We start from the raw sequence: 20,812 nt of genomic DNA on the forward strand, positions 1-20,812 counted from the left end.
ACCTACAGCATAATTTTGTTGCGATCCTCCTCTACTCCATCTTAGCTGTGATCCGCGTAGCCATCTGCGGTATTATGGTGGCGTATCGCGCTGGGGGCCCGGGAGCGATCCTGGAATCGGCGCGACAGGAGTTGGGTTCGGGATCCTCCATCAATGTCGTTCCTCGATATCGAACGTCGGCCGGGCGCGATTGCGGACGCCTGCGCCCTAGTCCTGATCGCCGGTGTGGCGGTCATCGCCGCGCTCACCTTCTCCGACTACGGCCTCGGCTGGGATGACTTCACCCACTCCCAGTATGGCGACCTGCTCTATTCCTATTTCTCATCAGGGCTGACGCACCGGAAAGTCTTTTCCTTCGTCAACCTGTATTATTACGGTGGCGGCTTCGACCTCGCCGCCGCGGCCATCGCCAAGGCGCTGCCCTTCGTCGATGTCTTCGACATCCGCCGGCTTCTGGGGGGCCTGGTCGGCGTCATCGGCTTCGTGCTGGTGTGGCGGGCCGGCCGGCGCCTTGCCGGGCCCTGGGGCGGCGTTGCTGCCGTCGCGCTGCTGATGATCTGCCCGCTCTATTACGGGCACATGTTCATGAATGCGAAGGACGCGCCCTTCGCCGTCGCGGTGGCCGGCGTGCTTTATGCTTGCATCCGCGCGTTCGATGAATTCCCGCAGCCTTCGCCGCGCACGGTGACGCTCTTCGGCCTGTTCCTGGGCCTGGCGATCGGTACGCGCGTTCTCGGGCTGCTCTGTGGTGTGTATCTGGCGGCGGCCATCGCCTTCGTGCTGGCTGTGGAATGTGTGCGCCTCGGGATCAAGCCGGCGCTTCTGCGCACCCTGCGCTTCACCGGCCTGCTGATGCTGGGGCTGCCGCTCGCTTATTTCGTGCTGGGCATCGTGTGGCCCTGGGGCGTCGCGGAGCCGCTCAATCCGCTCGTGGCGCTGAAATACTATTCTCACTTCTGGGAAGTGCCCTGGCGCGAGATGTTCGAGGGCCGGCCCATCCTCGTGCCGGACATGCCGCGTACCTATGTGCCGACGCTCTTCTCCGTGCAGATGCCCGAGCTGTTCCTCGGCCTTGCGGTGGGCGGCGCGGCGGGGGCGATCGTCTCGGCGTTCGTGGGCAAGGATACGCCGGCGAAGCGCGCCCGGCTGGTGCTCATCGTGACTGCGGCGGCCTTCCCGGTGCTGCTGACCGTCGTCACCCGCCCGGTGATGTACAACGGCATCCGCCACTTCGTGTTCGTCACTCCTGCCCTGGCGCTGCTCGGCGGCTACGCCGCATCCTGGCTGTGGCAGAAGGCGCAGGGGCTTCCGCGCCTCGCCCGGGGCGCCGTGGCTGCAACGTTCGCGGTGGGTCTCGCGGTGCCGGCGGTTGATTTCCACAACCTGCACCCTTACGAATATACCTACTACAACCATTTCGTCGGCGGCATCAAGGGCGCGGACGACCTGTTCATGCTCGATTACTGGGGTCTTGCCTTCAAGCAGGCCACGGAAGAGCTAGACGAATATGTGGAACAGCACCGGCGCACTCTGCCGCAGGGGCGCAAGCTGCGCGTGGCCGTCTGTGGCCCGCACTTCGCCGCCGCCGCGGAACTCGGTCCGCGCTATGAGACGACGTACGACAGCAAGAACGCGGACTTCTATATGCGTCTCGGCGAGTTCTACTGCGCCGACGTGAAGGCGCCGCTGCTGGTCAAGGTCGAGCGCGAGGGCGTCACCTACGCCACCGTCTACGACGTGCGCGGCCGGCCCTTCCCGAGCGTCTTCGCGGCCGGCCAGTAGGCCGATCCACTCCACGCGATCCGCCACCCGCGAATCAAAAAGGCCGGGCTCTCGCCCGGCCTTTTGCTTTCGTGCGCGGCCCTCCAGGCTCACTTGGCGCCGAGCAGCTCCGGCACGCTGAGGAGGACGAACTCGTTGTCGTCGTTCTTCTGCGGGCTGCGGCCGGCCGAGTAGGGCAGGTTGTTGTCGTTGCCCACCACGATCTCGGTGGGGCTCACCATCACCACGTCCTCGATGGTGAAGAAGGGCAGGTCCAGCACACCCTCGGTGCCGCCCTGCTTCGCCTTGCCGTTCGGATCCTTGATGGCGAGGAGGTCGATATAGCCGACCTTGCGCACCACCTGGCCGGCGGTCTCGGGCGAGAAGGCGATCTTGTAGACGCGCTTGAACTGCGCCGGCTTGTCGAAGCAGGAGGGCTCGGCCTTGCCGGCGGCGCAGGCCTTGAAGCGGGAGCCTTCCAGGCTGTCACGCTCGATGACGAGGCCGTGGGTGTCGTCGATCATGTTGAAGTCGCCGATGGCATTGCCCGCCACCGCCAGCGGATACTTCCACGAGCGGCCGGTCCATTCGCGCTTGCCGAGATCGAACTCAACGATGCGCAGCACCTCGGCCTCGCCCACCTTTTCCTTGCCGCCGGCGGCCGCATCGAACAGGGGGCCTTCGAGCAGGGCATAGAGCTTCGTCTTGTCCGGGGAGAGCGCCATGCCCTCGAAGCCCTTGGAGCGATAGACGTTGAACGCTACCTTGCCGTCCGGCGCGCCGGGCGTGGTGACGGCCGGGTGATCGGGTGAGCGCACCACCTTGCCGTCCACCTTGGTCTCGAACACCGCCTTCACCTTGCCGTCGAGGTCGGTCTCGATGAGGAAGGGGCCGAACTCGTCGCCGAACCACAGGCTGTCACCCACGCGCTGGATCGACTCGAGATCGAAGTCCGACCCGGTCAGGTAGCGCGTGGCGGTGCCTTCCATCGTGATCGGGTAGGGCACCTTGCGGTCCGGGTCGCTGATGAAGATGGTCTTCAGGCGCTCGATGGTGCCGGCCTTGAAGTCCATCTTCAGCCGGTGGGTGGTCAGCATGGCGTCCGGCGAGTTGGCCTTGGAGCCGAAGCCGTTGTCGGTGAGGACGAGGAAATTCCCGTCGCCCTCGGAGACGATGCCGGAGAAGCCCTGCACCGGCTGTCCCTCGAACGGCAGAGAAAGGCCGGTCTCGCGCGGGGCGGACGCGTTGGACAGGACGCTCGCGCCCTTCACGCTGCCGATGGCATCGATGCGCACGCGATTGGCGCCGGTGAACTTGCCCGACGTCTTGAGCGCGTCCGGCGCGTCGGCAGGGGCGGGGACGAAGGTCGCGGCCGGCAGGACCACGTGGCCGGCGAGGACGGCCGGGAAGGCGGTGCCTTCCGCGGCCTTGTCCTGGCTGGACTTATCCTGGGAAAGAGCCGGCGAAACAAACGCGGCTCCGGCAAGCAGCGCGAGGGCAAAGCATTTCAGGGTGCGCATGGGAAACCTCCAAAGGTCCGTGCGCACCGCATCTGCGGCATCATCCTTGACGCAGCGGCGACAGCCCCGCGAACTTTGCATGACCTAGAGGAAGATCAGATCCATCTCAGCCGGCGGAAGCTCCACAGGAGGATGAAGCCGAGCAGCAGCAGGAACACGCTGAGCGCCCAGAAGGCGGCAGGATCGCTGCTGCCGGGAATGCCGCCCACATTCATGCCGAACATGCCCGAGATGAGCGTCATGGGCGCGAACACCACCGTGACCACTGCGAGCACCAGCATGGACTTGTTCATCTGCTCGGCGCGTGCGTCCACCATCTGGTCACGGATGACGGCGGCGCGCTCGCGCACGCTGTCCAACTCCTCGGAGAAGCGGGCGACGCGGTCGGCGGCATCGCGCAGGCGGTTCCTGTCCTTGGGTCCCATCCAGGGGTCGTCTTCCAGCGCGAAGTGATTGAGCGCCTCGCGCTGGGGCGCGATGTGGCGGCGCAGCTTGATGGCCACCCGGCGCAGCACGGCGAGCTTGGGCAGAAGCTCGGACGTCTCCGTGATGAGGACGGCGTCCTCAAGTTCGTCGGCCTCCTCGATCAGCGTCGTCACCACCGCATCCACCCGTTCCACGAGGCGCATGGAGAGATCCGCTACGAACTCGCCCTGGGAGCGCGGGCAACGACCGCGGCCGAGCGCATCCTCGAAGTCGGCGATGGCCGAGAGGAAGTCGTGCTGCACCGAGACGATGCGGCGGGCGTCCACCCACAGGTGGACGGTGATGAGCTCCTCCGGCAGCGCGTTTCGCTGCAGGTTGATGCCGCGCAGGGAGAGCAGGGCACCATCGGCGAACATCACGCAGCGCGGGCGGCACTGGTCCTCCGCCATGCTCTCCAGAGCCGGTGCGTCGAGACCGACATCCTGCCGCAGCCAGGTTTGCGACATCCGGGGCAGATGACGAAAATGCAGCCAGATGAAGCCGCCGTCGGGGGCGGTGGCCGACACGGCCTCCTCCGGCTTGATGCGCCCGGCGCCCCCTTTTCCGTCGAACCACCACGCCGAGACGAGGCCCTGCGTGTCGATGGTGGAGGCGGTAGAGGCCATGGCAGGTTCCGTCGCTGACGTATCGTGCCTTTCCTCGCACGATTGCACGACGCGCAAAAGTCTTGGCGTTGCGTCAGCTCACCGCTGCGCGAGCGCGTCGAGAATCCGCACCCAGCTTCGCGTGCCCTTGTGGAACGACGTGAGGTCGTACTTCTCGTTGGGCGAGTGGACGCGGTCGTCGTCCAGGGCGAAGCCGATCAGGAGGGTGTCCACTCCCAGCCGGTCCTTGAACTGGCCGACCACGGGGATGGAGCCACCCGAGCCGATGGTGACCGGAGCGATACCCCACTCCGCTTCGAGGGCTCCGGCGGCGTGGCCGAGGTCCGGGCTCTCCGGCGGCACGAGGAAGGCGCGGGCGCCCTCGCCCCAGTGGAAGACGGCCCGGCAATCGGCGGGCACGCGCGCCGCCACGAAGGTTTCGAAGCCGGCCCGCAGCTTGGCCGGATCCTGGTCCGCCACGAGGCGGAACGAGATCTTGGCGGTCGCCCGCGCGGGGATGATGGTCTTGGTGCCGGCGCCGGTATAGCCGCCGAAGATGCCGTTGACCTCGAAGGTCGGCCGCGACTGGATCTGCTCGATCACCAGCCGGTCGCTCTCGCCGGCCGAGACGGAAAGGCCCACGGGCTTCAGGAAGGCTTCGGCGGTGAGCCCCAGTGCCTGCCAACGGGCGCGGACCTCGGCGGGCGGCTCGCGTACGTCATCGTAGAAGCCGGGCAGCGTCACCCGGCCGTCGGCGTCATGAGCGTCGGCGAGGATGGAGGCCAGCACATGGATGGGGTTGCGCGCGGCGCCGCCGAACAGGCCGGAATGCAGGTCGCGGTCGGCACCCTCGATGGTCAGCTCGGTGTGCAGGATGCCGCGGAGCGAACTGGTGATGGAGGGCGTGCGCTGGTCCCACATGCCGGTGTCGCAAACGAGCGCGAGATCGGCCGAAAGCTCGCCCGCATGGGCGGCGAGGAAGCCGGGGAGGTTGGGCGAGCCGCACTCCTCCTCGCCCTCCAGCAGAACGGTGACATCCACCGGCAATGCCCCGCGGGTCGAACGGAACGCCCGGAGCGCCTCGAGGAAAGTCAGCACCTGTCCCTTGTCGTCGCACGCGCCGCGCCCGACGATGGTGCGCCTCCCGTCCGGCGTGGTGCCGAGGCGGGGTTCGAACGGAGGAGTTTCCCACAGGTTCAGCGGGTCCACCGGCTGCACGTCGTAATGGCCGTAGAACAGCACGCGCCGCGATGCACCGGTGTCTGTGCGGGCGACCACCACCGGATGGCCGGCGGTGGGATGGACGACGGCGGTGAAGCCGAGGGCCTCAAGCTCTCCCGCCACCCAGTCCGCTGCGCTCCGGCAGGCGGCCGCGTGGGCGGGGTCGGTGGAGATGGACGGGATCCTGAGGAAGTCGAACAAACGCTCCAGCGCCCCGTCGAGCCCCGCATCCACCGCCTTCAGAACCGGATCAAGTTCCGTTGCCGCCATCTCGCCCTCCGCCAGCGCAACCTCTGTCACGGGCCGCGATGGACCCGGAATCGCTGGGATGCTGGCGGTAGCGGGACCGTCTGGCAAGGTGCCAGACGGTCGGGCGCCGGATCAGCTAGCGGTGACGAGATCGGCGGGCGTGGCGATCACTGCAGAAGCCGGGCGCCCTAGACGGCGCGCGCGCTGGAGGACCGAGCCGATGCGGCGATAGAGCAGCCGCGGCGCGACGGGCGTGCCGAGCGCGGCGTCATAGCCGGTCCGGCCGGCGATGCGCACGAGCTGCTGCGCCGGAACTTCGGCAACGAGCACGGCAGGAATGCCGGCACCGAAGCGGAAGGGATTGGTGGGGGCATCCTCGGGATCGTCCACCTGCACCACGAGCACATCGGCGGTGCCCAGGGCGGAAGGATCGGTCACTTCGTCGATGGACGCGACCTCGCGCACGGATCCGACCCCGAGGGCGGACAGAGCGAGGCGCGTCGCCTGGCGACGTTCCATATTGGCATCAAGGAGGACGATGCGGGCAGTGGGTAACACCTTCATGAGGCGCTCCAGGTCATGGCGCGCCTCGGTCCCCATCCGCACGGGAAGAAGGCTCGGGCACGCGTGGTGAGCATCCCTGCCGACGCGACCCCGCAATCCCGCCGACACTCTATGACACTACCGCTAGGAGTCTTCTGACGCAACACTTTCGACGCCGCGACCGTTGAGCTGCCCTACCGGACTGCCGCGATCGCGGCCAAGCTGCCGTTAGGTACCGACGGGCGGTGCGACAACACCTTGAGCCGTGCTGTGGCCGGATCGGCGCCATTACCCGCCCGTCACCGTTTGCTGATGCTGCCCAGAATGCCTCTCAGGATGGCTTTTCCCAGCTGGGAGCCGACCTGAGTCGCCACCGAACGCGCCACCTGCCGCACCACCACCTCAGTGGTGGACATGCGCGTGCTCGGCCGGGTGCCGGTGGAGCCGGTACCGGCGGTTCGCCCGGGGGGGGAGGGGACGCGCGGCGTCGGCGCACCCGTGGCGGTTCCCAGGACGCCGCCCAGGATGCTGTCGAGGATGCCGCCGCCGCCGGAGGAGGGCGCGGCGCCCTCCGGCTCCGGCTGGGCCTTTTCCTCAGCCCGCGCCTGCAGCATCTCGAAGGCCGATTCGCGATCCACCGGCGTGTCGTAAAGGTGCCCGACCGGGCTTTTCACCAGGATGGCCGCGCGCTCGGCGGGTGTGAGCGGCCCGATACGGCCGGAGGGCGGCCGGATGAGCGTGCGCTCCACCATGGAGGGAATGCCGTTGCCCTCCAGCATGGACACCAGCGCCTCGCCCTTGCCCAGCTCCATGATGGCCTTGGCCGTGTCGAGGTCCGGGTTGGGCCGGAAGGTCTCGGCGGCGGCCTTTACCGCCTTCTGGTCGCGCGGGGTGAAGGCGCGCAGCGCGTGCTGCACCCGGTTGCCGAGCTGGGCGAGAACCGTCTCCGGCACGTCGAGCGGATTCTGGGTAACGAAATAGACGCCGACGCCCTTGGAGCGGATGAGACGCACCACCTGCTCCACCTTCTCCAGCAGCGCCTTGGGCGCCTCGTTGAAGAGGAGGTGGGCCTCGTCGAAGAAGAAGACCAGCTTGGGCTTGTCCGGGTCGCCCACCTCGGGCAGGCGCTCGAACAGCTCCGAGAGCAGCCAGAGCAGGAAGCAGGCATAGAGGCGCGGCGAGCCCATCAGCTTGTCGGCGGCGAGGATGTTGATGGTGCCGTAGCCGGAGCGGTCCACCCGCATGATGTCGGCGATGTCGAGTGCCGGCTCGCCGAAGAACTTGTCCGCGCCCTGGTTCTCCAGCACGAGGAGCTGGCGCTGGATGGCGCCGACACTCTGCGCCGAGACGTTGCCGTAGGTGGCCGTCAGGGTCGCCGCATTGGCGGAGACGTGGGCCAGCATGGCCCTCAAATCCTTCAGATCGAGCAGCAGCAGGCCCTGCTCGTCGGCGATGCGGAAGACGATGTTGAGCACGCCTTCCTGCGTGTCGTTCAGGCCCATCAGGCGGGCGAGCAGCAGAGGCCCCATCTCGGAGATGGTGGCGCGCACCGCGTGGCCCTGCTCGCCGAACATGTCCCAGAAAATCACCGGGAAGCTGTCGGGCGTGTAGGTGATGCCCACCTCCTCGGCGCGCTTCAGCAGGAAGTCCTTGGCCTCGCCTTGGGCGGCGACGCCGGAGAGGTCGCCCTTGATGTCGGCGGCGAACACCGGCACGCCGGCCCGCGAGAAGCCCTCCGCCAGCACCTGCAGCGTCACCGTCTTGCCGGTGCCGGTGGCGCCGGTGACGAGGCCGTGGCGGTTGGCGAGGCGCAGGGTGAGATATTCATCCTTGGACTTGGCGTGGGTCGCCGCCGCCTCGCTGCGGCCGAGGAAGCTGCGTCCCACGAGGATGCGGCCGTCGGATTCGGGCGCCGGCGCCCGCCCGCCGGTGGACGCTGCGGACGAGGTTCTTGGAACTGACGTGCGGCTCCAGGGGCCGGCCGGCGGCGCGGCACCGGCCGGGGCGCTCTGTCCAGCGCTCGTCCCGGAATTCGTCCCTGGGCTCTTGACCATGGCGGCGTCCTCTCTCGGGGCACGTAGTCCAGCCGAATCGCGCGTTCGGGTCCGGCCGCGGCATTGGGGAGTTTTCACCCGCCTTCGGGACGCGGGCAAGCCCGTCGCTGCACCGCTTGCGCTTGAGGCTACCGTCCAGCGCGGGCGGCCGGCCATGCTTGCGAAAGTGCGCCATGCCCGGCAATCTCACGCCAGTCTCGCCTGCGATTGCGGCGCAAGGAGATGGCATGGACGAGTTGATTGCGCGTCTGACCGAGCGTGTCGAAGTGAATGGCCCGACGGCCGAGGCCCTGGTTGCCATCGTCATCCAGTTTCTCGCCCGAGAGGCGCCGGCCAGTGCCATGGCGCCCCTTTACGATACCCATCCCTGGGCGCGGGCGCTTGCCGATGCTGCCCCCCGCGAGGATGCGACCTTGCCCTCCGAGCGCCATTTCGGCGGCATGGCGCGGCTCATGCTGGTCGCCGACCGCATGATGGCCCATGGGCTCACCATGCCGCAGGTACAATTGGCCGTCCGCGAGACCGTGGCCTATGCCCGCGAGACTGTCGGCGCGGAACCCGTGAACCTTCTCGTGCGCTCGGTGCCCGGCCTGACCCATGTGGTGTGACGGCTAGGGTCTCGGAGCAGTTGACTCGGCCCACAATTGTGGCCTGATCTTGATGCCGGCATGCACAAGCCGGGTTTGAAGGGGGGTCGCATGTCCTATCCCATCATCGAGATCGAAGGCGTCGGCGCGGTCTATGCCGAGAAGCTGAAAGCGGCCGGAATCACCACCACCGAGGGGCTGCTGGAGAGGGCCAAGTCGCCCAAGCTGCGCAAGGAGCTCGCGGCAGCCACGGGGATCGACGAGAGCCGCGTCCTCAAATGGGCCAACATGGCCGACCTGATGCGCATCAAGGGCGTGGGCGAGGAATATTCCGAGCTGCTGGAGGCGGCAGGCGTCGACACGGTGAAGGAACTGAAGACCCGCGTGCCAGCCAACCTCACCAAGGCCATGGCCGAGGCGAACGCCAAGCGCAAGCTGGTGCGCGCATTGCCCACCGAGAGCATGGTGGAGAAGTGGGTGGCGCAGGCCAAGGAACTGCCGCCAGTGCTCACCTACTGAGCCTGTCCCATCCCGCACCAGCCGCACCGGACCCGCCCGCCGGTGCGGCGCGCGTGGGGATGCATTGCGGCGGACCCTTGAAAACCGCCCGTCCTCCCCGTAATAGAGGGCGCGCGTGCCGCGGTAGCTCAGCTGGTAGAGCAACGCATTCGTAATGCGTGGGTCGGGGGTTCGAATCCCTTCCGCGGCACCATAAAATCAAGGACTTACGGCAAATTTCGGGTTCGCTTACATAGTTATGTAAGCAGCTTGTAAGCGCCAGCTGTAGCGCGCAAAATCGCGTGTCATCGCGCGCAGGAACGGATGTCACCCGGCTGGAGCCCCGTTTCACCCCCCGTTTAAGCGGTGTTGCAGGCGAGCGTTGAGAGTGCGCCACGCGAGCGCCGCAGCCAGTGAGCAAACCCCGTTACCGGCTGCGTGGTATCGGTCCACCCGGTGGGCCAGCCCATCAGCCAATCCGTGAAAGCAGGGTTCAAGGTCCATTCGCCCGGCGAGGACCCGCTCCCAGGTCTGATGGTCCCCAGGACGCGGCGCGAAAAGGGGAAGGGAGGCATCGGACCCGGCCTCCATCCCAGCGCCACGGCCACCCGGCGGAACACCGCCCAGTTCTTCGCCACCTCGCCAATCGATACCTGGCTGCCCACCTGGTCGGCCGCCGGCACCCAGAGAATGCCGTCGACGCCGAGGCGCAGCTCCGCGCGATTCGCCATGAAGCAGGCGGTCGGCGTAGGCCAGCACGAAAAGGCGGACCCGCCAATGCGCAGCGCCGACTTCAAGCGCTGAGAACAGGCCCGCTTCGACGACAAAGCCCATTCCCTGTAGCTCTCGGGCGACCTGATGAAATCCCCGATCGACATGGCCTGCGACGTTTTCGAGAAAGACGACGGCGGGCCCGCAATCGCCAATGATGCGGGCGACATGGGGCCAAAGGTGTCGCGGGTCTTTCTCGGCGAGCTTTCGGCCTGCGGCAGAAAACGGCTGGCAGGGGTAGCCCGCTGTGAGGAGATCCACCGAGCCACGCCACGCGCCGCCGTCGAAGGTGGCAAGGTCGTCCCAGATAGGCGCCTCGCATAGCACCTGGTCTTCCATCCGGGCCACGAGAACGGACGCCGCGAAACTGTCCCGTTCGACGTAACAAACAGTGCGGTATCCGGGTTCTGCGATGCCGAGGCCGAGCTCCAGGCCTCCCACCCCTGCGCAGAGCGCGAGGCCTCGGATTGCTCGGCCGGCGAGAGGGTCTTCAACGGGATGTAGAGCCACAACGTGCGTCTCCGTCTTGGGGACGCTCGGGGCGTTCGGGGGCGGGCTCGGAGGGCCTCAAGGCATTGAGCGTGCCGCAGCGGCGGCACTTGATTTCGAGGCGGCCCCTGATGGCCCCCCGGTCGGTGCGGAACAGCAAGGCACCGCAGCGGCATCGTACGTTTTCCACTCCTTAACATCCAGCTCTTAGGTCCCTCCTGGGGGACCGTGAGCTACTTCCGGTCGCGCGGGTCTTGCTTGCCGGCTGTCCCGCGTTGGGGCGCCTGGCGCCCCGCCCCACGCCCGCTAGACGAAGATGCCCAGGGCCTGGAGATAGAGGTCGACGATCGCCTCGTGCTCCTTGCGCTCGTCGATATCCTCCTTGCGGATTTTCAGGATGGTGCGCAGGGCTTTCACGTCGAAGCCGTTGGCCTTGGCCTCGGCGAACACATCCTTGATGTCGTCGGCGATGCCGGCCTTCTCCTCCTCCAGGCGCTCGATGCGCTCGATGAAGGACTGGAGCTGCTCCTTGGCGAAGCCCGCGGGGGCATCGGTGGTGTCCTCGGACATGGTTGTCACTCCTCCTCTTCGTCCGGCTTGGCCTTGACGTTGATCGTGGACAGGGTGGCCTTGCCCTTGGCCCAGGTGGTGGAGATGGATTCCGACGACCATTGGCCATCGATCCCCCTGCCGAAGCCGGAGGCCTGCACAAATGCCCCGGCGACGTTGGCCGGGTCGAACGGCACAATGAAATGGCCGGAGCCCGTCAGCATGTTCAGTTCGGCTGCCTTCGCCTTGGCCGCAGCCTTGGCCTCCGCTCGGCTCGCCCGCACATGAATAAGAGAGTGCTTCGGCCCCTTCTTGCCCGTCTTCTCGGTCTCCAGCTCGCGCCGGCCTGTGGCCGGATCAATCCAGGAGGCCGAAACGTCGCCCTGGCGCGGCCTCGGCTCAGCTTCGATGCTCCAGCCCGAACTGCCCGACCGCGTCACGCGGATGACGGGGAGCTGGGCGCCGTCCGCACCCTTCCCGCTTCCCTTCTTCACCACAGCGAGGCGCTTGCCGGCGGCCTTCACAATGCCCCCGTGCTCGTCCGCCAGCCGCGTGGCGAAGTCGATAGGGCTCGCCTCCCACCGCAGGGCGTACGGAATCTCGGTGGAGGCAAGTTCGGGATCGATGGCAAGGGTCAGGCCGGCCGCCTTCGCCGTGTCCTGGAGGATGCTGCCAAGCGTTGCGTCATCCCAGTGTTTCGATCCGAACGCCTTGATCTCTCCGGTGAAGGTCGCGGCGCGCGCCTGCATGGTCATGGTCTCGGGGTTGCCGGGCTCCCACTCGCCCGTCCACCCTTGCACCTTGAACGCACCGAGCATGGCGACCTTCCCGCCCACATAGCCTCCGAATGCGACGAGCAGGTCATCTTCCGTGGGCAACGGCAGTTCGCGAGCACGATCGGCGAGCACCACCTCCAACGTGTCGTTCGTGTGGCCGGCCTCGTCGTTGTAGGTGGCCGAGATGAAAAAAGGAGCCATCGCCACCATGAGGTCGGTGCCGCCCTTGAATAGCTGGAAGAGGGGCGTCGTCACTCTTGCTCCCCCCAGATGCGCGGCACCGTCGTGACACTTGTCGAGGTCGGCCGAGGAGGCAGGCGGATTTTTGTACCTGGCGGCGGTGTGTCGCCCAGAGCGGCGAGGCCCGGATTGAGGTCGAGGATGGCCTCCAACGTACCGCCGCGCTCGCTGCCCAGCTCGGCACGGGCGATCTTGTCCAGGCGCTCGCCGTCGCGCCTGACGGTGTAGATACGATCCACCGCCATCACACGAACCCTTTCAAGGTGATGTCGAAGGCGATCTTGCGCCCGCCGAATTCGGAGAGGTCCGAGACGCTCTCGATCGTCACGCGGCCCAGGATGCTTGCCGAGAAGCCTCGGCCCATCTGCAGCAGTGGCAGCGGCTTGCCGGCGTACTGGCTGGCTCGGATGGCTTCATAGTCCGGCAGGCCGCCGATGGCGTTCGGCCACAGGATGCCGCTGATCTTCTGCGTCGCGCGTTTCATGCCGGTGAAGTGCGCGCCGTCCGTCATCCCGAACCGGCCGAACTCCGCCCACACAGATTCGGACCCGATCTCCACGGCGCGGCCGTTGAGGCCAATCACCCGGAACACGTGGGGGCCAAGGGACATGAGCTGCGCCATGGATCAAGCCGTATCGAAGAGGGCATTCGAGGAATTGCCGAGGCGCGCCAGCTGGCGATGCACGGCCGCGGCAGTGGCCTCGGGATCGCTGCCCGTGATGTGGAACGTGTTGGTCTGTGCATAGCCGCGCCCGTCCGCCGCGGCGGCCCCCATCTTCGGCCGTGATGGGGGCAGCGGCGCTGATGGCATCTTGCTGGTGTCGCCGGAGGGGGCGAACTGCGGCGAGATGGTCGGCGAGGCCGTGAAGTTGAACAGGGCCTTGATGCGGTCGGCAATCTCCTGCGCCCTCTGGACCGCCGCTTCACCCTCGGTGCTCACCGCCTCGGTAACCGCCCGCATGGACTGCGAGACCGCATCGGCCGCGCCGGGCAGCTTCATCGCCTCCTCGACCTCGGCCTTGGTCTGGGCCAGCGCGGCCTGCAGGGCGATGGCCTTGTTCTGCGCGCCTAGGTCGCCCCCGGCCCCCGCGGCCTGCGCGGCTGCGAGCTCCTTCTCCAGCTCGATCTGCTGGTGGAGCAGGCCGATCAGCGGATGATCCTTGGCCGCGACGTCCCCCTGGAATTTCTTGTTCAGCTCCGGATCGCCCTTCAGGCGCCCGCGTTCCTCCGCCGTGAGCGACTGGCCGGAAGCGAGCTTGTCGGCCAGCTCCTTCGCCTCCGCTGTGCGGTCGAGGGCGGTGTTGATCTTCTCCAGGAAGGAGGCGATGGCATCGGCTGCGTCCCCGAGGGCCGGCGTGATGGCCTTGCCGATCCGCGTGCCCAACGATGCGAACTGATGCTCCATCTTCTTGATCTTGGACGAAGTCAGCTCGTCGAAGATCGAGAACGCCTTGTCCACGCTCCCGGCGGTCTTGGACTTGTCCTGGACCAGCTCCAATGCCTTGATGAATTCCGGGAGCGCCCCGGCCATGCGGCCCACGTCATCTTGATATTGGAGGCCGAACAGATCAACCAGAACACCGGCCTTCTTGTCCGGCGCCAGCTTATCTATACGTTTCAACACCTCAAGCACGGCCGTCGCGGGGCCATCCTTGATCATCTTGGTGACCTGTTTCGCATTGAGGCCGAGTGCTTTCAGCCCCGCGTGGAACTTCTTCTCGCCCTTCTCGGCCGTGCTCATTTTCGTGATGAGTGAGGTGAAGCCCGTCGATGCCACCTCGGGAGCCACGCCCAGGGATATGATGGCGGCGCCGAAAGCCGCCGTCTGCCTTTCCGCCAAGCCAAACGTTTTCGCGTTCGCGCCTACCCGCTTCAGGAAGTCGACGATCTCCCGTTCCTTGCTGGCGGTGTTGTCACCCAACGTGTTGATGGCATCGCCAAGCTGCTCGATTCCGTCTTGGGTCAGGTGGAACACGTTGCCGAGCTTGGCGAGGGAGTCACCAGCATCCTCCGCAGTCATGCCAAAAGCGACGGCCGCCTTGGCCGCGAAGGTGGCGAAGCGCACGAGATCCTCAGTCGGACGGCCGGCGAAGCCCGCTTGCGCCACGAGCTGGGCGATCTCTTCCTTCGCCAACGGGGTGGTGCGGCTGAGTTTGAGGATCGTGCGCTCGATCTCTGCGAGGCCTTTCGGGTCGAGATCAACGGCCTTTCTCACCTCGGCCATGGCATCTTCGAACTTGATGGCCTCGCGAACGGAGGCCTTGAGTGCGAGGCCGGCCGCGATGGCCCCTCCTGCAATCGCCCCTCCGGCCGCGACGCCGGCGCCCAGCGCCATGCCGGGCACACCAAGCGCCGAACCAACCTCGCCCGAGCCGGCAGCAAACGCCCCAATGCGAGCGGCCGCAGCCCCACCACCAGGGCTGCCGATCCGCCCGCCCGTGCCAAGGGCACGGCTTGCCCGATCGAGCTTCTGGACGTCTCCCGTGGCCTTTCTGGCCGCGCCGCTGACGCGGTTGAGGTCCTTCTCCAGCTTCTCGCCGCCGCGCGTGCCGTTGAGCCTGCGGGCCGCCTCCCCGACGCTCTTGAGATCACCTTTCGCCTGCTGCGCCGGGCCGCGCAGCATATTCACGAGCTTCAGCCGGAGGGAGACGTCGAGATTGTTGCCCATCCCTCAGCCCCTCACCAGACGGCGCAACAGCGCCCAGCGCTCGCCATCAATATCCTTGGCTGCGACCCACCAGTGCGTGAGTTCATCCCACGGCATGGCCATGACCTCGCTCAGGCTGGTCGAGAAGGTGGAGGAGACGCGGCCGGCCACATCGCGCCAGTCGGTGAGGGCTAGGCGGACAGGGCGTCCCTTAACAGTCGGGGCAAAAAATCGAAGGCGGCCTCCGCCACCGCCTGGCCGTCGTCACCATCCAGGCCCCGCAGCACAGGCGTCGGCAGGCCGGTCATCACCGCATAGCAATCGAAGGGATCGGGCGCCTTGCCGCCCTCGCACAGCGCGGCCACCTGGGCGGTCAGCAGGCGTCGCACCGTGATCTGATCGATGAGGCACCCGTCCAGGACGAACGGATAATCGAGCGGCACGGTGCGCGACGGCCGCTGCACGAAATCCAACGCGGTGGCGACAGGCGGCAGAGGCTGAGGGGATGCCGCGGGCGTGACCGGGGCCGCAGGCCCGCCGTTGCGGCGCGCCGCATCGGGCGAGCCGGCCGGCGGAGCGATAGGGGGAAGAGAGGGGGCGTCGGCGATGGGCGGCGGCAGGTTTTCCACGGGCGGTCACTCCGGTTTCAAACGCGGTTGAAGGCAGGGCAAAGATCAGCCGGAGATGCGCAGGATGCGGTTGTCGTAGGTGCCCACGTCGACCCCGTAGCCCTGCCAGGTGTTGGTCCGGAAACTGAAGCGGGCGATGATTCCGTAACCCTCGATCACGTCCTCGAAATCGGTGATGGACTTGATCTGGTAGCCGTAGCCCTTCATGCCGCGGCCCTGCATCTCCTCAGGGCTGGCCTCGGAGAAGACACCGCGCATGGTAATGATGCGCTCCCGCTTCACGCCCGTGAGGTCATCCTGGATGAGCTCGTAGATGGTGTAGAGGCGTGCATGCTGAAGCTCGAGGCCGAACTGGCCGAGGAAGCGCGGGTCCGCCCCCTTCATGTTGAAGTTGAGCGCCAGCGGCTCGATGGCGCCGATCGGCACCTCCAGCTCCATGATCCCGCCGCCGGGAAGGTGCGTCTCGGTCTTCACACGCGGGCTGGGGAGCTGGTAGCTCGAAAGCGCGAGCCAGCCGTTGATGCCTTCGCAATACAGGTTGCCGGCCTTGCGGACGAATTCCATGGGTGCCTCCTAAGGGGCCGGTCAGGCCGTGAGGGTGCCGAGCGCCTGCTGGATGTCCTCGGCGAGGATGTCGAAGGCGGCGAGATAGGGGCGCATCCCGATCTGCATGTCGGAGATGACGGGCGTGTTCTCGTGCGGCAGCTCGATCCGCAGGATGCCCTGTCGCATGTTGGCGTTCGGGTTGAGCACGCGGTCGAAATAGCGAGTGTAGCCCACGACGGCGCCGAGCCCGACGAGCTCGTCCAGGAACTGCTCGATCGTCTTCACGATCATGAGGGCGTTGTGGGCGGTGAAGTTGTCGCCACGCCATTTGCGCAGCGCAGACGGCAGCGAGGCGCGGATCGCGTTCTCGGTGCGCACCTTGTTGATGAACCGCCAGTTGGAATCGGTCGCCAGCGTTTCCGAGCCGAACAGCTCGTTCCCGTCGATCCAGGTGTTGAGACTGTTCTGGATCATGAAGTTGGCTTCATGGTCCGTCTCGCCGTCATAGTAGCTGACGGGCCGTGCGGTGCCGACAATCCCGCTCGCGGTCTGGTTCTCGGGGCTCCAGTAGGGGCCGCCACGTTCCCGATCGCGCTTCGCAAAGAGGGCCGCGACCACGGGCGAGGCCGGCCGGGTCAGGATGCTGTCGTCCCCGTTGCTGAGGGTCACGAAGCGGCGGATGGCCGGGTCGATGGCGTAGAGGTAGCGGCCATTGTCGCTCTTCAGCTTGGCCGCCCAAGCCGCGGCCTCTGTCCGCGTCAGGTTCGGGCCATCCGGGATGCCGATAGCGAGCAACCTCTTGCAGACGGCAGACAGGGCGAGGGCGACGGGGTTTGCCACGGCACCGGTGGCCACGGTGGCGGTGGCGCCGTTGCCATCGCCAGTGATCGCCGCAGTCACCGCCGCGACGATCCCGAAGCCGGCATTGTCGAGAGTGATGGCAGTCACCTTGCCGCCGGCAACGGTGCAGGAGCCGGTGGGCACCACCGCCGCGCCGGCCGAGGTGAACGTCACCTCGGCATGGGTGTAGCCATTGCCTTGAGCGGTGATGGTCACGCCCATGGCGCCAACCACAATGTCGTTGGTCAGGCCGGGCGCGATGATGAGGCCAGGGCGCTTGGACGTCTGCGCGCGGGCGTCCAGGAGTCCCCAAAGACCGGTCCGGTCCGAGGGGTCGCCGATGACAGAGCCAAGCAACTCATTGCGGGTGCTTTTCTTCTCGACGCGGCGGATGATGAGAGAAGGGTTGATGCCTTCCGACAAGATGTCATCGATGGCGGCCGGGATCTCGCCAGCCTCGCCGAGGAGGGCGATGGTGTCGCTCTCATTGCCGTAGATGTGCACGTTGGTTTCGAGCGGAAACGTATCCGCGTTGGCGTCCTCGGCCGTTCCCACGATGGTGATGGTGGAGAAATCCGGCGCCTCGACGGTGCGCGCGTCTTCGCCGGAGTCGATGAACCGGACGCCGTGGTTCCTGGTGAGCGCAGCCATGGGATCGCCTTGACCTGAGGAGGATCGAAGGCGAGGCTATGTGGGCGTCGGACACGCAACCCCGGTGACAATGTCACCGGGCCAGGGCTTGGGGAACACGCCCTTCGGCCAGGTGACGCGCGAGGCTGGCACGGAGTTGGCTCGCACGGGCGTCAATAACCGGGAACGGCACGGGGCGCATGTGCGGAAAGTAGGCCAGCGCCTCTGCTGCGCGCGACACGGCAGCCTCAATGATCTGCCAAGTCAGGGTACGGTAATAGACCAGCAGGCAGTTATCCAGATGCTGATCCAACGTCCCCGAAATCCTGTGATACAGCAGGGTTTCCGGCCGGATCGCCTGAAGGTGCGGCCGCCTCCACAGGGGATGGCGGATGTTTTCAGCATGGGCCACGTCCTTAACCTGACCGGGTCTCTCAGCCGTGCAATGCGACGCGATGGTGGCGGCTGAGGCCCCTAGCTTGTAGCCGACCGCGATCAGGTCGATTTCCCTGTCTGTTGGCGACCATCGCGCCGCGCGATCGCTCTGCCGGACGTTGAGCCCTTTGCCCCTGCTGCGTTCCAGGGACGCGGCGACCGCCTTCCCGCCAACGCCGAGACGGGCCGCAATCACAGAGTTGTCGAGGCCCTCGATATGGAGGGCATACACGCGATGGTCGCGCGCCTCCGCCCTTGCTTTCGATGCATTGAACCCTCGCCGGTTCCGTGGCTTCAGGCCGATCCGCTTCAGCTCCTTCGCTACCGTCTTGGTGGGCAGGCAGAGATCTTCCGAGATGGAGCAGATACCAAGCCCCTGCTCAACCAGGAGCGAAAGCCGGTTACGTTCTCGCTCGGACCAGATGTGCCCGCCTCTCCGGATCAATGCATCATGCCATCCGGGAGGCCGAGCAACGTTCATTCGCTTCATGAGCTGCAGGATGAATTTCGGTCCGCGGCCGTATCGCTCTGCAATGTACCAGGTCGCCACGCCGTCAGCATAAAGCGCGGCGGCTTCCCGCTTCTCCGCCTCCGTCAGCTCCCGTCCTGGCCAGCACACCTTGTGGCCGCGGAAAAGCCGAACCTTGGGCCGGCCGAGTGCGAAGTATCGGATCGCTCGGTTCAACTGGACCTGGGTGACACCGAGGCGATCGGCTATGACGCCCTTCGGAACGCCGGAATCGCGCAACTGTCGAAACTGCCCGATCTCATGCTCGGTCAGTCGCCGGCTCTTCACCCGGCCATCTTCCAGCGGCTCGAAACCGTACCGCTCGATCCGCCGGCTGATGGCCCGAACACTTGATCGTAGCCTCGCGGCAAGGACCGTCACCGGCTCCCCGTCCCGGCATCCACGCCGCAACTCCCGAAGCATCGCGGCGGTCCACGTCTCGCCGGGGATCAGCTCAATTTCGGGCTCGGGCGAGAGCAAGGCTCAGATCGCCTCTACCAAAAAGGCGCCATCGCTGTCACGCAAGTAGGCGCCATCGCCGTCGACGAGATAAACCATGCCTGCCGGCGGGGGCGGCGGCCATCGCCAACGCATGGCAATGTTCCGAAGCGCAATGCCAATTCGCAGCATGGCTCACTTCCATCCAAAGAGGGTGGCGGTGGTGCCGGCGAGAACCCGCACCGGAGAAAACGGCAGGATTTGCCCGGCGTAGACGGGATAGGTCAGCTGCCTCCCGTCTTCGTCCTGGATCACCGCATTGCCATCTGCGGCGACGAAGATCGCCCACGGCCTGGGGTTCAAGTCGGCTGCCGCCGGCACGATTGGCCAATGCCGCACGGCGATGCCGCCTGCCTCGCTTTGAAAGCCCCTGTAGTCCATGGCAATGCCTTTCAGAGTGTAGCTGCGTGGCGGAACAGGTCCCCGACGTCAGCGGATGTCAGCCCGAACGTCGCGCAATGCTGCGACCACAGGGGATCATTCGGCCGCCAGTCGGGATTGGCGAAGAGGATACGCACCCGCTCGCGCTCGATCTCGGGTTCGATGGTCGCGATGAAGGCGAGGATCTGCGCCTCGGTGATGGGCGGATCACGCTCCAGGAGGGCGAGCAGCCCCTGGGTCCGGGTGATCTTGTCCGGCAGCAGCGCGGCCGATGCCGCCGCCTGCCATAGGGCGGCATCCTCGGGTGTGAGCGTGACGAGCTCGTCGTCGATGTAGACCTGCATCATATCTTGATCCCGAAGGTGATGATGCGGCCGGCATCCAGATTGGTGCCGGAGCCGTTGAGGGCGTAACGCATGCGTTGGGCAGTATCGAAGGTCTTTGCGTTGCTGGGCGCGCCCGCGCCCATGATGCCGTACTTGCTCCAGAAGGTGGCGCTCGACGAGTGGTTGGCAGCGCCGATGGACACGCCCGACTGTGCGTTCTCCAGCACAGTCCCGGAACTATCGAGCATGTTGATTCGGTGGAAACCGTTGGTCGCGCCGGTATCGCCGGAAACGCCGAGCACCAAGGTCAGCGCCGCGGTGTAGGTGCCGAAGTCGACGCTGTGTTCCACGCCCGCAACGAGCGTCGAAATGGTGGTGTCCCACAGCTTCTCGAAATAGATCGGCGGAATGAGCGCCGCGACGGCCCCGGCGAAGTTGGAAATGTCGGCCGCCACATGCGCATGGGCGCTCGCCGCCTTCCCTGCAAGCGCGGTGACAAGGCCCGTGATATCGCCCATGGCATGGCCGTGGGTGAGCGGGGCCTTGCCGCCAATTGCCGCCATGACGGTGGCCGCGAAGTTGGGATCGCTGCCGAGTGCAGTGGCCAGCTCCGCCAGGGTGTCGAGGGTGGCGGGTGCGGAGCCCACCAGCGCCGACACGTTGGTGGCGATCATCGCCTGGACGGTGGCCTCCCATCCGCCGATGTCGCCCAGCAAGAGGTTTGCGGGCTGCCACTTCGTCCCGACCCGCTTGAGGAGCTGCCCGTTTGCGACCGTCGAGACGTCGACGTCTGTGAGGTCGGCAAGCGCATGGAGATGCCCGCTCGCCGCCTTGCCCGCCAGCGCAGTGACAAGGCCCGTGATGTCCGCAAGGGCATGGACGTGGCCGATGGCCGCTTTCGCGCCAAGCTCCACGAGGAGAGCCACAACGTCGCCATCGACGGCCGTCAGCGCTTCGCGCAGCCGGACCACATCGTCGGCGATCTTGTTGCTGGCGTGCGGGAGCGGATAGTTCCGCGAAGTCCGATCATCGATCACAGGCATG

The 20,812-nt window shown here is 66.6% G+C and carries 21 protein-coding genes and 1 tRNA gene; 4 read left to right on the forward strand and 18 right to left on the reverse strand.

Annotated elements, in window-relative coordinates:
* Positions 1-153 precede the first annotated feature (153 nt).
* On the forward strand, positions 154-1,782 hold the full coding sequence (locus tag XAN126_RS0107460) for a glycosyltransferase family 39 protein (protein WP_024277968.1): 1,629 nt from the start codon (positions 154-156) through the stop codon (positions 1,780-1,782).
* Positions 1,783-1,871: 89 nt separating this feature from the next.
* On the opposite strand, the gene XAN126_RS0107465 is transcribed toward XAN126_RS0107460, so the two are convergent.
* The 5 genes from XAN126_RS0107465 to XAN126_RS0107485 all read right to left on the reverse strand — a co-directional run bounded on the left by XAN126_RS0107465 (position 1,872) and on the right by XAN126_RS0107485 (position 8,418).
* The gene (locus XAN126_RS0107465) at positions 1,872-3,281 is read right to left on the reverse strand and encodes an esterase-like activity of phytase family protein (RefSeq protein WP_024277969.1); all 1,410 of its coding nucleotides are present in this window, start codon (positions 3,279-3,281) and stop codon (positions 1,872-1,874) included.
* Positions 3,282-3,376: 95 nt separating this feature from the next.
* Complete coding sequence (locus XAN126_RS0107470; protein WP_024277970.1) at positions 3,377-4,372, reverse strand: zinc transporter ZntB; 996 nt, start codon at positions 4,370-4,372, stop codon at positions 3,377-3,379.
* Positions 4,373-4,450: 78 nt separating this feature from the next.
* On the reverse strand, positions 4,451-5,842 hold the full coding sequence (locus XAN126_RS0107475) for a M20/M25/M40 family metallo-hydrolase (RefSeq protein WP_024277971.1): 1,392 nt from the start codon (positions 5,840-5,842) through the stop codon (positions 4,451-4,453).
* A gap of 111 nt (positions 5,843-5,953) precedes the next feature.
* Positions 5,954-6,385 (reverse strand): hypothetical protein, encoded by a 432-nt coding sequence (locus tag XAN126_RS0107480; RefSeq protein ID WP_155982248.1) that lies wholly within the window; start codon positions 6,383-6,385, stop codon positions 5,954-5,956.
* A gap of 278 nt (positions 6,386-6,663) precedes the next feature.
* Positions 6,664-8,418 (reverse strand): helicase HerA-like domain-containing protein, encoded by a 1,755-nt coding sequence (locus XAN126_RS0107485; RefSeq protein ID WP_245272229.1) that lies wholly within the window; start codon positions 8,416-8,418, stop codon positions 6,664-6,666.
* A gap of 227 nt (positions 8,419-8,645) precedes the next feature.
* On the opposite strand from XAN126_RS0107485, the gene XAN126_RS0107490 reads away from it, so the two are divergent.
* The 3 genes from XAN126_RS0107490 to XAN126_RS0107500 all read left to right on the forward strand — a co-directional run bounded on the left by XAN126_RS0107490 (position 8,646) and on the right by XAN126_RS0107500 (position 9,717).
* Positions 8,646-9,026 carry a hypothetical protein gene (locus tag XAN126_RS0107490; protein ID WP_024277974.1) on the forward strand — a complete coding sequence of 127 codons (381 nt, stop codon included), beginning with the start codon at positions 8,646-8,648 and terminating at the stop codon, positions 9,024-9,026.
* Between the two features lie 90 nt (positions 9,027-9,116).
* Positions 9,117-9,524 carry a DUF4332 domain-containing protein gene (locus tag XAN126_RS0107495; RefSeq protein WP_024277975.1) on the forward strand — a complete coding sequence of 136 codons (408 nt, stop codon included), beginning with the start codon at positions 9,117-9,119 and terminating at the stop codon, positions 9,522-9,524.
* Positions 9,525-9,641: 117 nt separating this feature from the next.
* Positions 9,642-9,717: transfer RNA gene (locus tag XAN126_RS0107500), tRNA-Thr, on the forward strand.
* A gap of 134 nt (positions 9,718-9,851) precedes the next feature.
* On the opposite strand, the gene XAN126_RS28945 is transcribed toward XAN126_RS0107500, so the two are convergent.
* The 13 genes from XAN126_RS28945 to XAN126_RS0107575 form a co-directional block, all read right to left on the reverse strand.
* Complete coding sequence (locus tag XAN126_RS28945; RefSeq protein WP_081762553.1) at positions 9,852-10,784, reverse strand: DNA cytosine methyltransferase; 933 nt, start codon at positions 10,782-10,784, stop codon at positions 9,852-9,854.
* Positions 10,785-11,069: 285 nt separating this feature from the next.
* A complete protein-coding gene (locus XAN126_RS0107510) occupies positions 11,070-11,333 on the reverse strand; it encodes a DUF2312 domain-containing protein (protein WP_024277977.1) in 264 nt (87 codons plus the stop codon).
* Between the two features lie 5 nt (positions 11,334-11,338).
* Entirely contained in the window at positions 11,339-12,343 is a 1,005-nt protein-coding gene (locus XAN126_RS0107515) for a contractile injection system protein, VgrG/Pvc8 family (RefSeq protein ID WP_024277978.1), read from the reverse strand.
* Entirely contained in the window at positions 12,340-12,573 is a 234-nt protein-coding gene (locus XAN126_RS0107520; protein ID WP_051460559.1) for a tail protein X, read from the reverse strand. The genes XAN126_RS0107515 and XAN126_RS0107520 overlap by 4 nt, the downstream gene beginning before the upstream one ends.
* Entirely contained in the window at positions 12,573-12,950 is a 378-nt protein-coding gene (locus tag XAN126_RS0107525) for a phage tail protein (protein ID WP_024277980.1), read from the reverse strand. The genes XAN126_RS0107520 and XAN126_RS0107525 overlap by 1 nt, the downstream gene beginning before the upstream one ends.
* Positions 12,951-12,953: 3 nt before the next feature.
* Positions 12,954-14,951 (reverse strand): phage tail tape measure protein, encoded by a 1,998-nt coding sequence (locus XAN126_RS26935; RefSeq protein ID WP_197024013.1) that lies wholly within the window; start codon positions 14,949-14,951, stop codon positions 12,954-12,956.
* A gap of 215 nt (positions 14,952-15,166) precedes the next feature.
* Positions 15,167-15,604 (reverse strand): phage tail assembly protein, encoded by a 438-nt coding sequence (locus XAN126_RS0107540; protein ID WP_024277982.1) that lies wholly within the window; start codon positions 15,602-15,604, stop codon positions 15,167-15,169.
* A 45-nt stretch (positions 15,605-15,649) separates the two neighbouring features.
* Complete coding sequence (locus tag XAN126_RS0107545; protein WP_024277983.1) at positions 15,650-16,168, reverse strand: phage major tail tube protein; 519 nt, start codon at positions 16,166-16,168, stop codon at positions 15,650-15,652.
* A 21-nt stretch (positions 16,169-16,189) separates the two neighbouring features.
* Positions 16,190-17,641 carry a hypothetical protein gene (locus XAN126_RS26940; RefSeq protein ID WP_024277984.1) on the reverse strand — a complete coding sequence of 484 codons (1,452 nt, stop codon included), beginning with the start codon at positions 17,639-17,641 and terminating at the stop codon, positions 16,190-16,192.
* 73 nt (positions 17,642-17,714) lie between these two features.
* On the reverse strand, positions 17,715-19,043 hold the full coding sequence (locus XAN126_RS26945) for a hypothetical protein (protein ID WP_051460560.1): 1,329 nt from the start codon (positions 19,041-19,043) through the stop codon (positions 17,715-17,717).
* 153 nt (positions 19,044-19,196) lie between these two features.
* Positions 19,197-19,442, reverse strand: a complete 246-nt coding sequence (locus XAN126_RS0107565) for a hypothetical protein (RefSeq protein ID WP_024277987.1) — start codon at positions 19,440-19,442, stop codon at positions 19,197-19,199.
* An 11-nt stretch (positions 19,443-19,453) separates the two neighbouring features.
* Positions 19,454-19,789 (reverse strand): hypothetical protein, encoded by a 336-nt coding sequence (locus XAN126_RS0107570; protein ID WP_024277988.1) that lies wholly within the window; start codon positions 19,787-19,789, stop codon positions 19,454-19,456.
* The gene (locus XAN126_RS0107575; RefSeq protein WP_024277989.1) at positions 19,786-20,811 is read right to left on the reverse strand and encodes a hypothetical protein; all 1,026 of its coding nucleotides are present in this window, start codon (positions 20,809-20,811) and stop codon (positions 19,786-19,788) included. The genes XAN126_RS0107570 and XAN126_RS0107575 overlap by 4 nt, the downstream gene beginning before the upstream one ends.
* Between the last annotated feature and the right edge of the window lies 1 nt (position 20,812).

Origin of the sequence: Xanthobacter sp. 126, from assembly GCF_000526175.1 — a bacterium.
GTDB lineage: Bacteria > Pseudomonadota > Alphaproteobacteria > Rhizobiales > Xanthobacteraceae > Xanthobacter > Xanthobacter aminoxidans.

Excerpts from the sequence above, each read along its gene's own strand:
- XAN126_RS0107460 (WP_024277968.1), top strand. The coding sequence starts at position 154 with ATGTCGTTCCTCGATATCGAACGTCGGCCGGGCGCGATTGCGGACGCC.
- XAN126_RS0107465 (WP_024277969.1), bottom strand. The coding sequence starts at position 3,281 with ATGCGCACCCTGAAATGCTTTGCCCTCGCGCTGCTTGCCGGAGCCGCG.
- XAN126_RS0107470 (WP_024277970.1), bottom strand. The coding sequence starts at position 4,372 with ATGGCCTCTACCGCCTCCACCATCGACACGCAGGGCCTCGTCTCGGCG.
- XAN126_RS0107475 (WP_024277971.1), bottom strand. The coding sequence starts at position 5,842 with ATGGCGGCAACGGAACTTGATCCGGTTCTGAAGGCGGTGGATGCGGGG.
- XAN126_RS0107480 (WP_155982248.1), bottom strand. The coding sequence starts at position 6,385 with ATGAAGGTGTTACCCACTGCCCGCATCGTCCTCCTTGATGCCAATATG.
- XAN126_RS0107485 (WP_245272229.1), bottom strand. The coding sequence starts at position 8,418 with ATGGTCAAGAGCCCAGGGACGAATTCCGGGACGAGCGCTGGACAGAGC.
- XAN126_RS0107490 (WP_024277974.1), top strand. The coding sequence starts at position 8,646 with ATGGACGAGTTGATTGCGCGTCTGACCGAGCGTGTCGAAGTGAATGGC.
- XAN126_RS0107495 (WP_024277975.1), top strand. The coding sequence starts at position 9,117 with ATGTCCTATCCCATCATCGAGATCGAAGGCGTCGGCGCGGTCTATGCC.
- XAN126_RS0107510 (WP_024277977.1), bottom strand. The coding sequence starts at position 11,333 with ATGTCCGAGGACACCACCGATGCCCCCGCGGGCTTCGCCAAGGAGCAG.
- XAN126_RS0107520 (WP_051460559.1), bottom strand. The coding sequence starts at position 12,573 with ATGGCGGTGGATCGTATCTACACCGTCAGGCGCGACGGCGAGCGCCTG.
- XAN126_RS0107525 (WP_024277980.1), bottom strand. The coding sequence starts at position 12,950 with ATGGCGCAGCTCATGTCCCTTGGCCCCCACGTGTTCCGGGTGATTGGC.
- XAN126_RS26935 (WP_197024013.1), bottom strand. The coding sequence starts at position 14,951 with ATGCTGCGCGGCCCGGCGCAGCAGGCGAAAGGTGATCTCAAGAGCGTC.
- XAN126_RS0107545 (WP_024277983.1), bottom strand. The coding sequence starts at position 16,168 with ATGGAATTCGTCCGCAAGGCCGGCAACCTGTATTGCGAAGGCATCAAC.
- XAN126_RS26940 (WP_024277984.1), bottom strand. The coding sequence starts at position 17,641 with ATGGCTGCGCTCACCAGGAACCACGGCGTCCGGTTCATCGACTCCGGC.
- XAN126_RS0107565 (WP_024277987.1), bottom strand. The coding sequence starts at position 19,442 with ATGGACTACAGGGGCTTTCAAAGCGAGGCAGGCGGCATCGCCGTGCGG.
- XAN126_RS0107570 (WP_024277988.1), bottom strand. The coding sequence starts at position 19,789 with ATGATGCAGGTCTACATCGACGACGAGCTCGTCACGCTCACACCCGAG.
- XAN126_RS0107575 (WP_024277989.1), bottom strand. The coding sequence starts at position 20,811 with ATGCCTGTGATCGATGATCGGACTTCGCGGAACTATCCGCTCCCGCAC.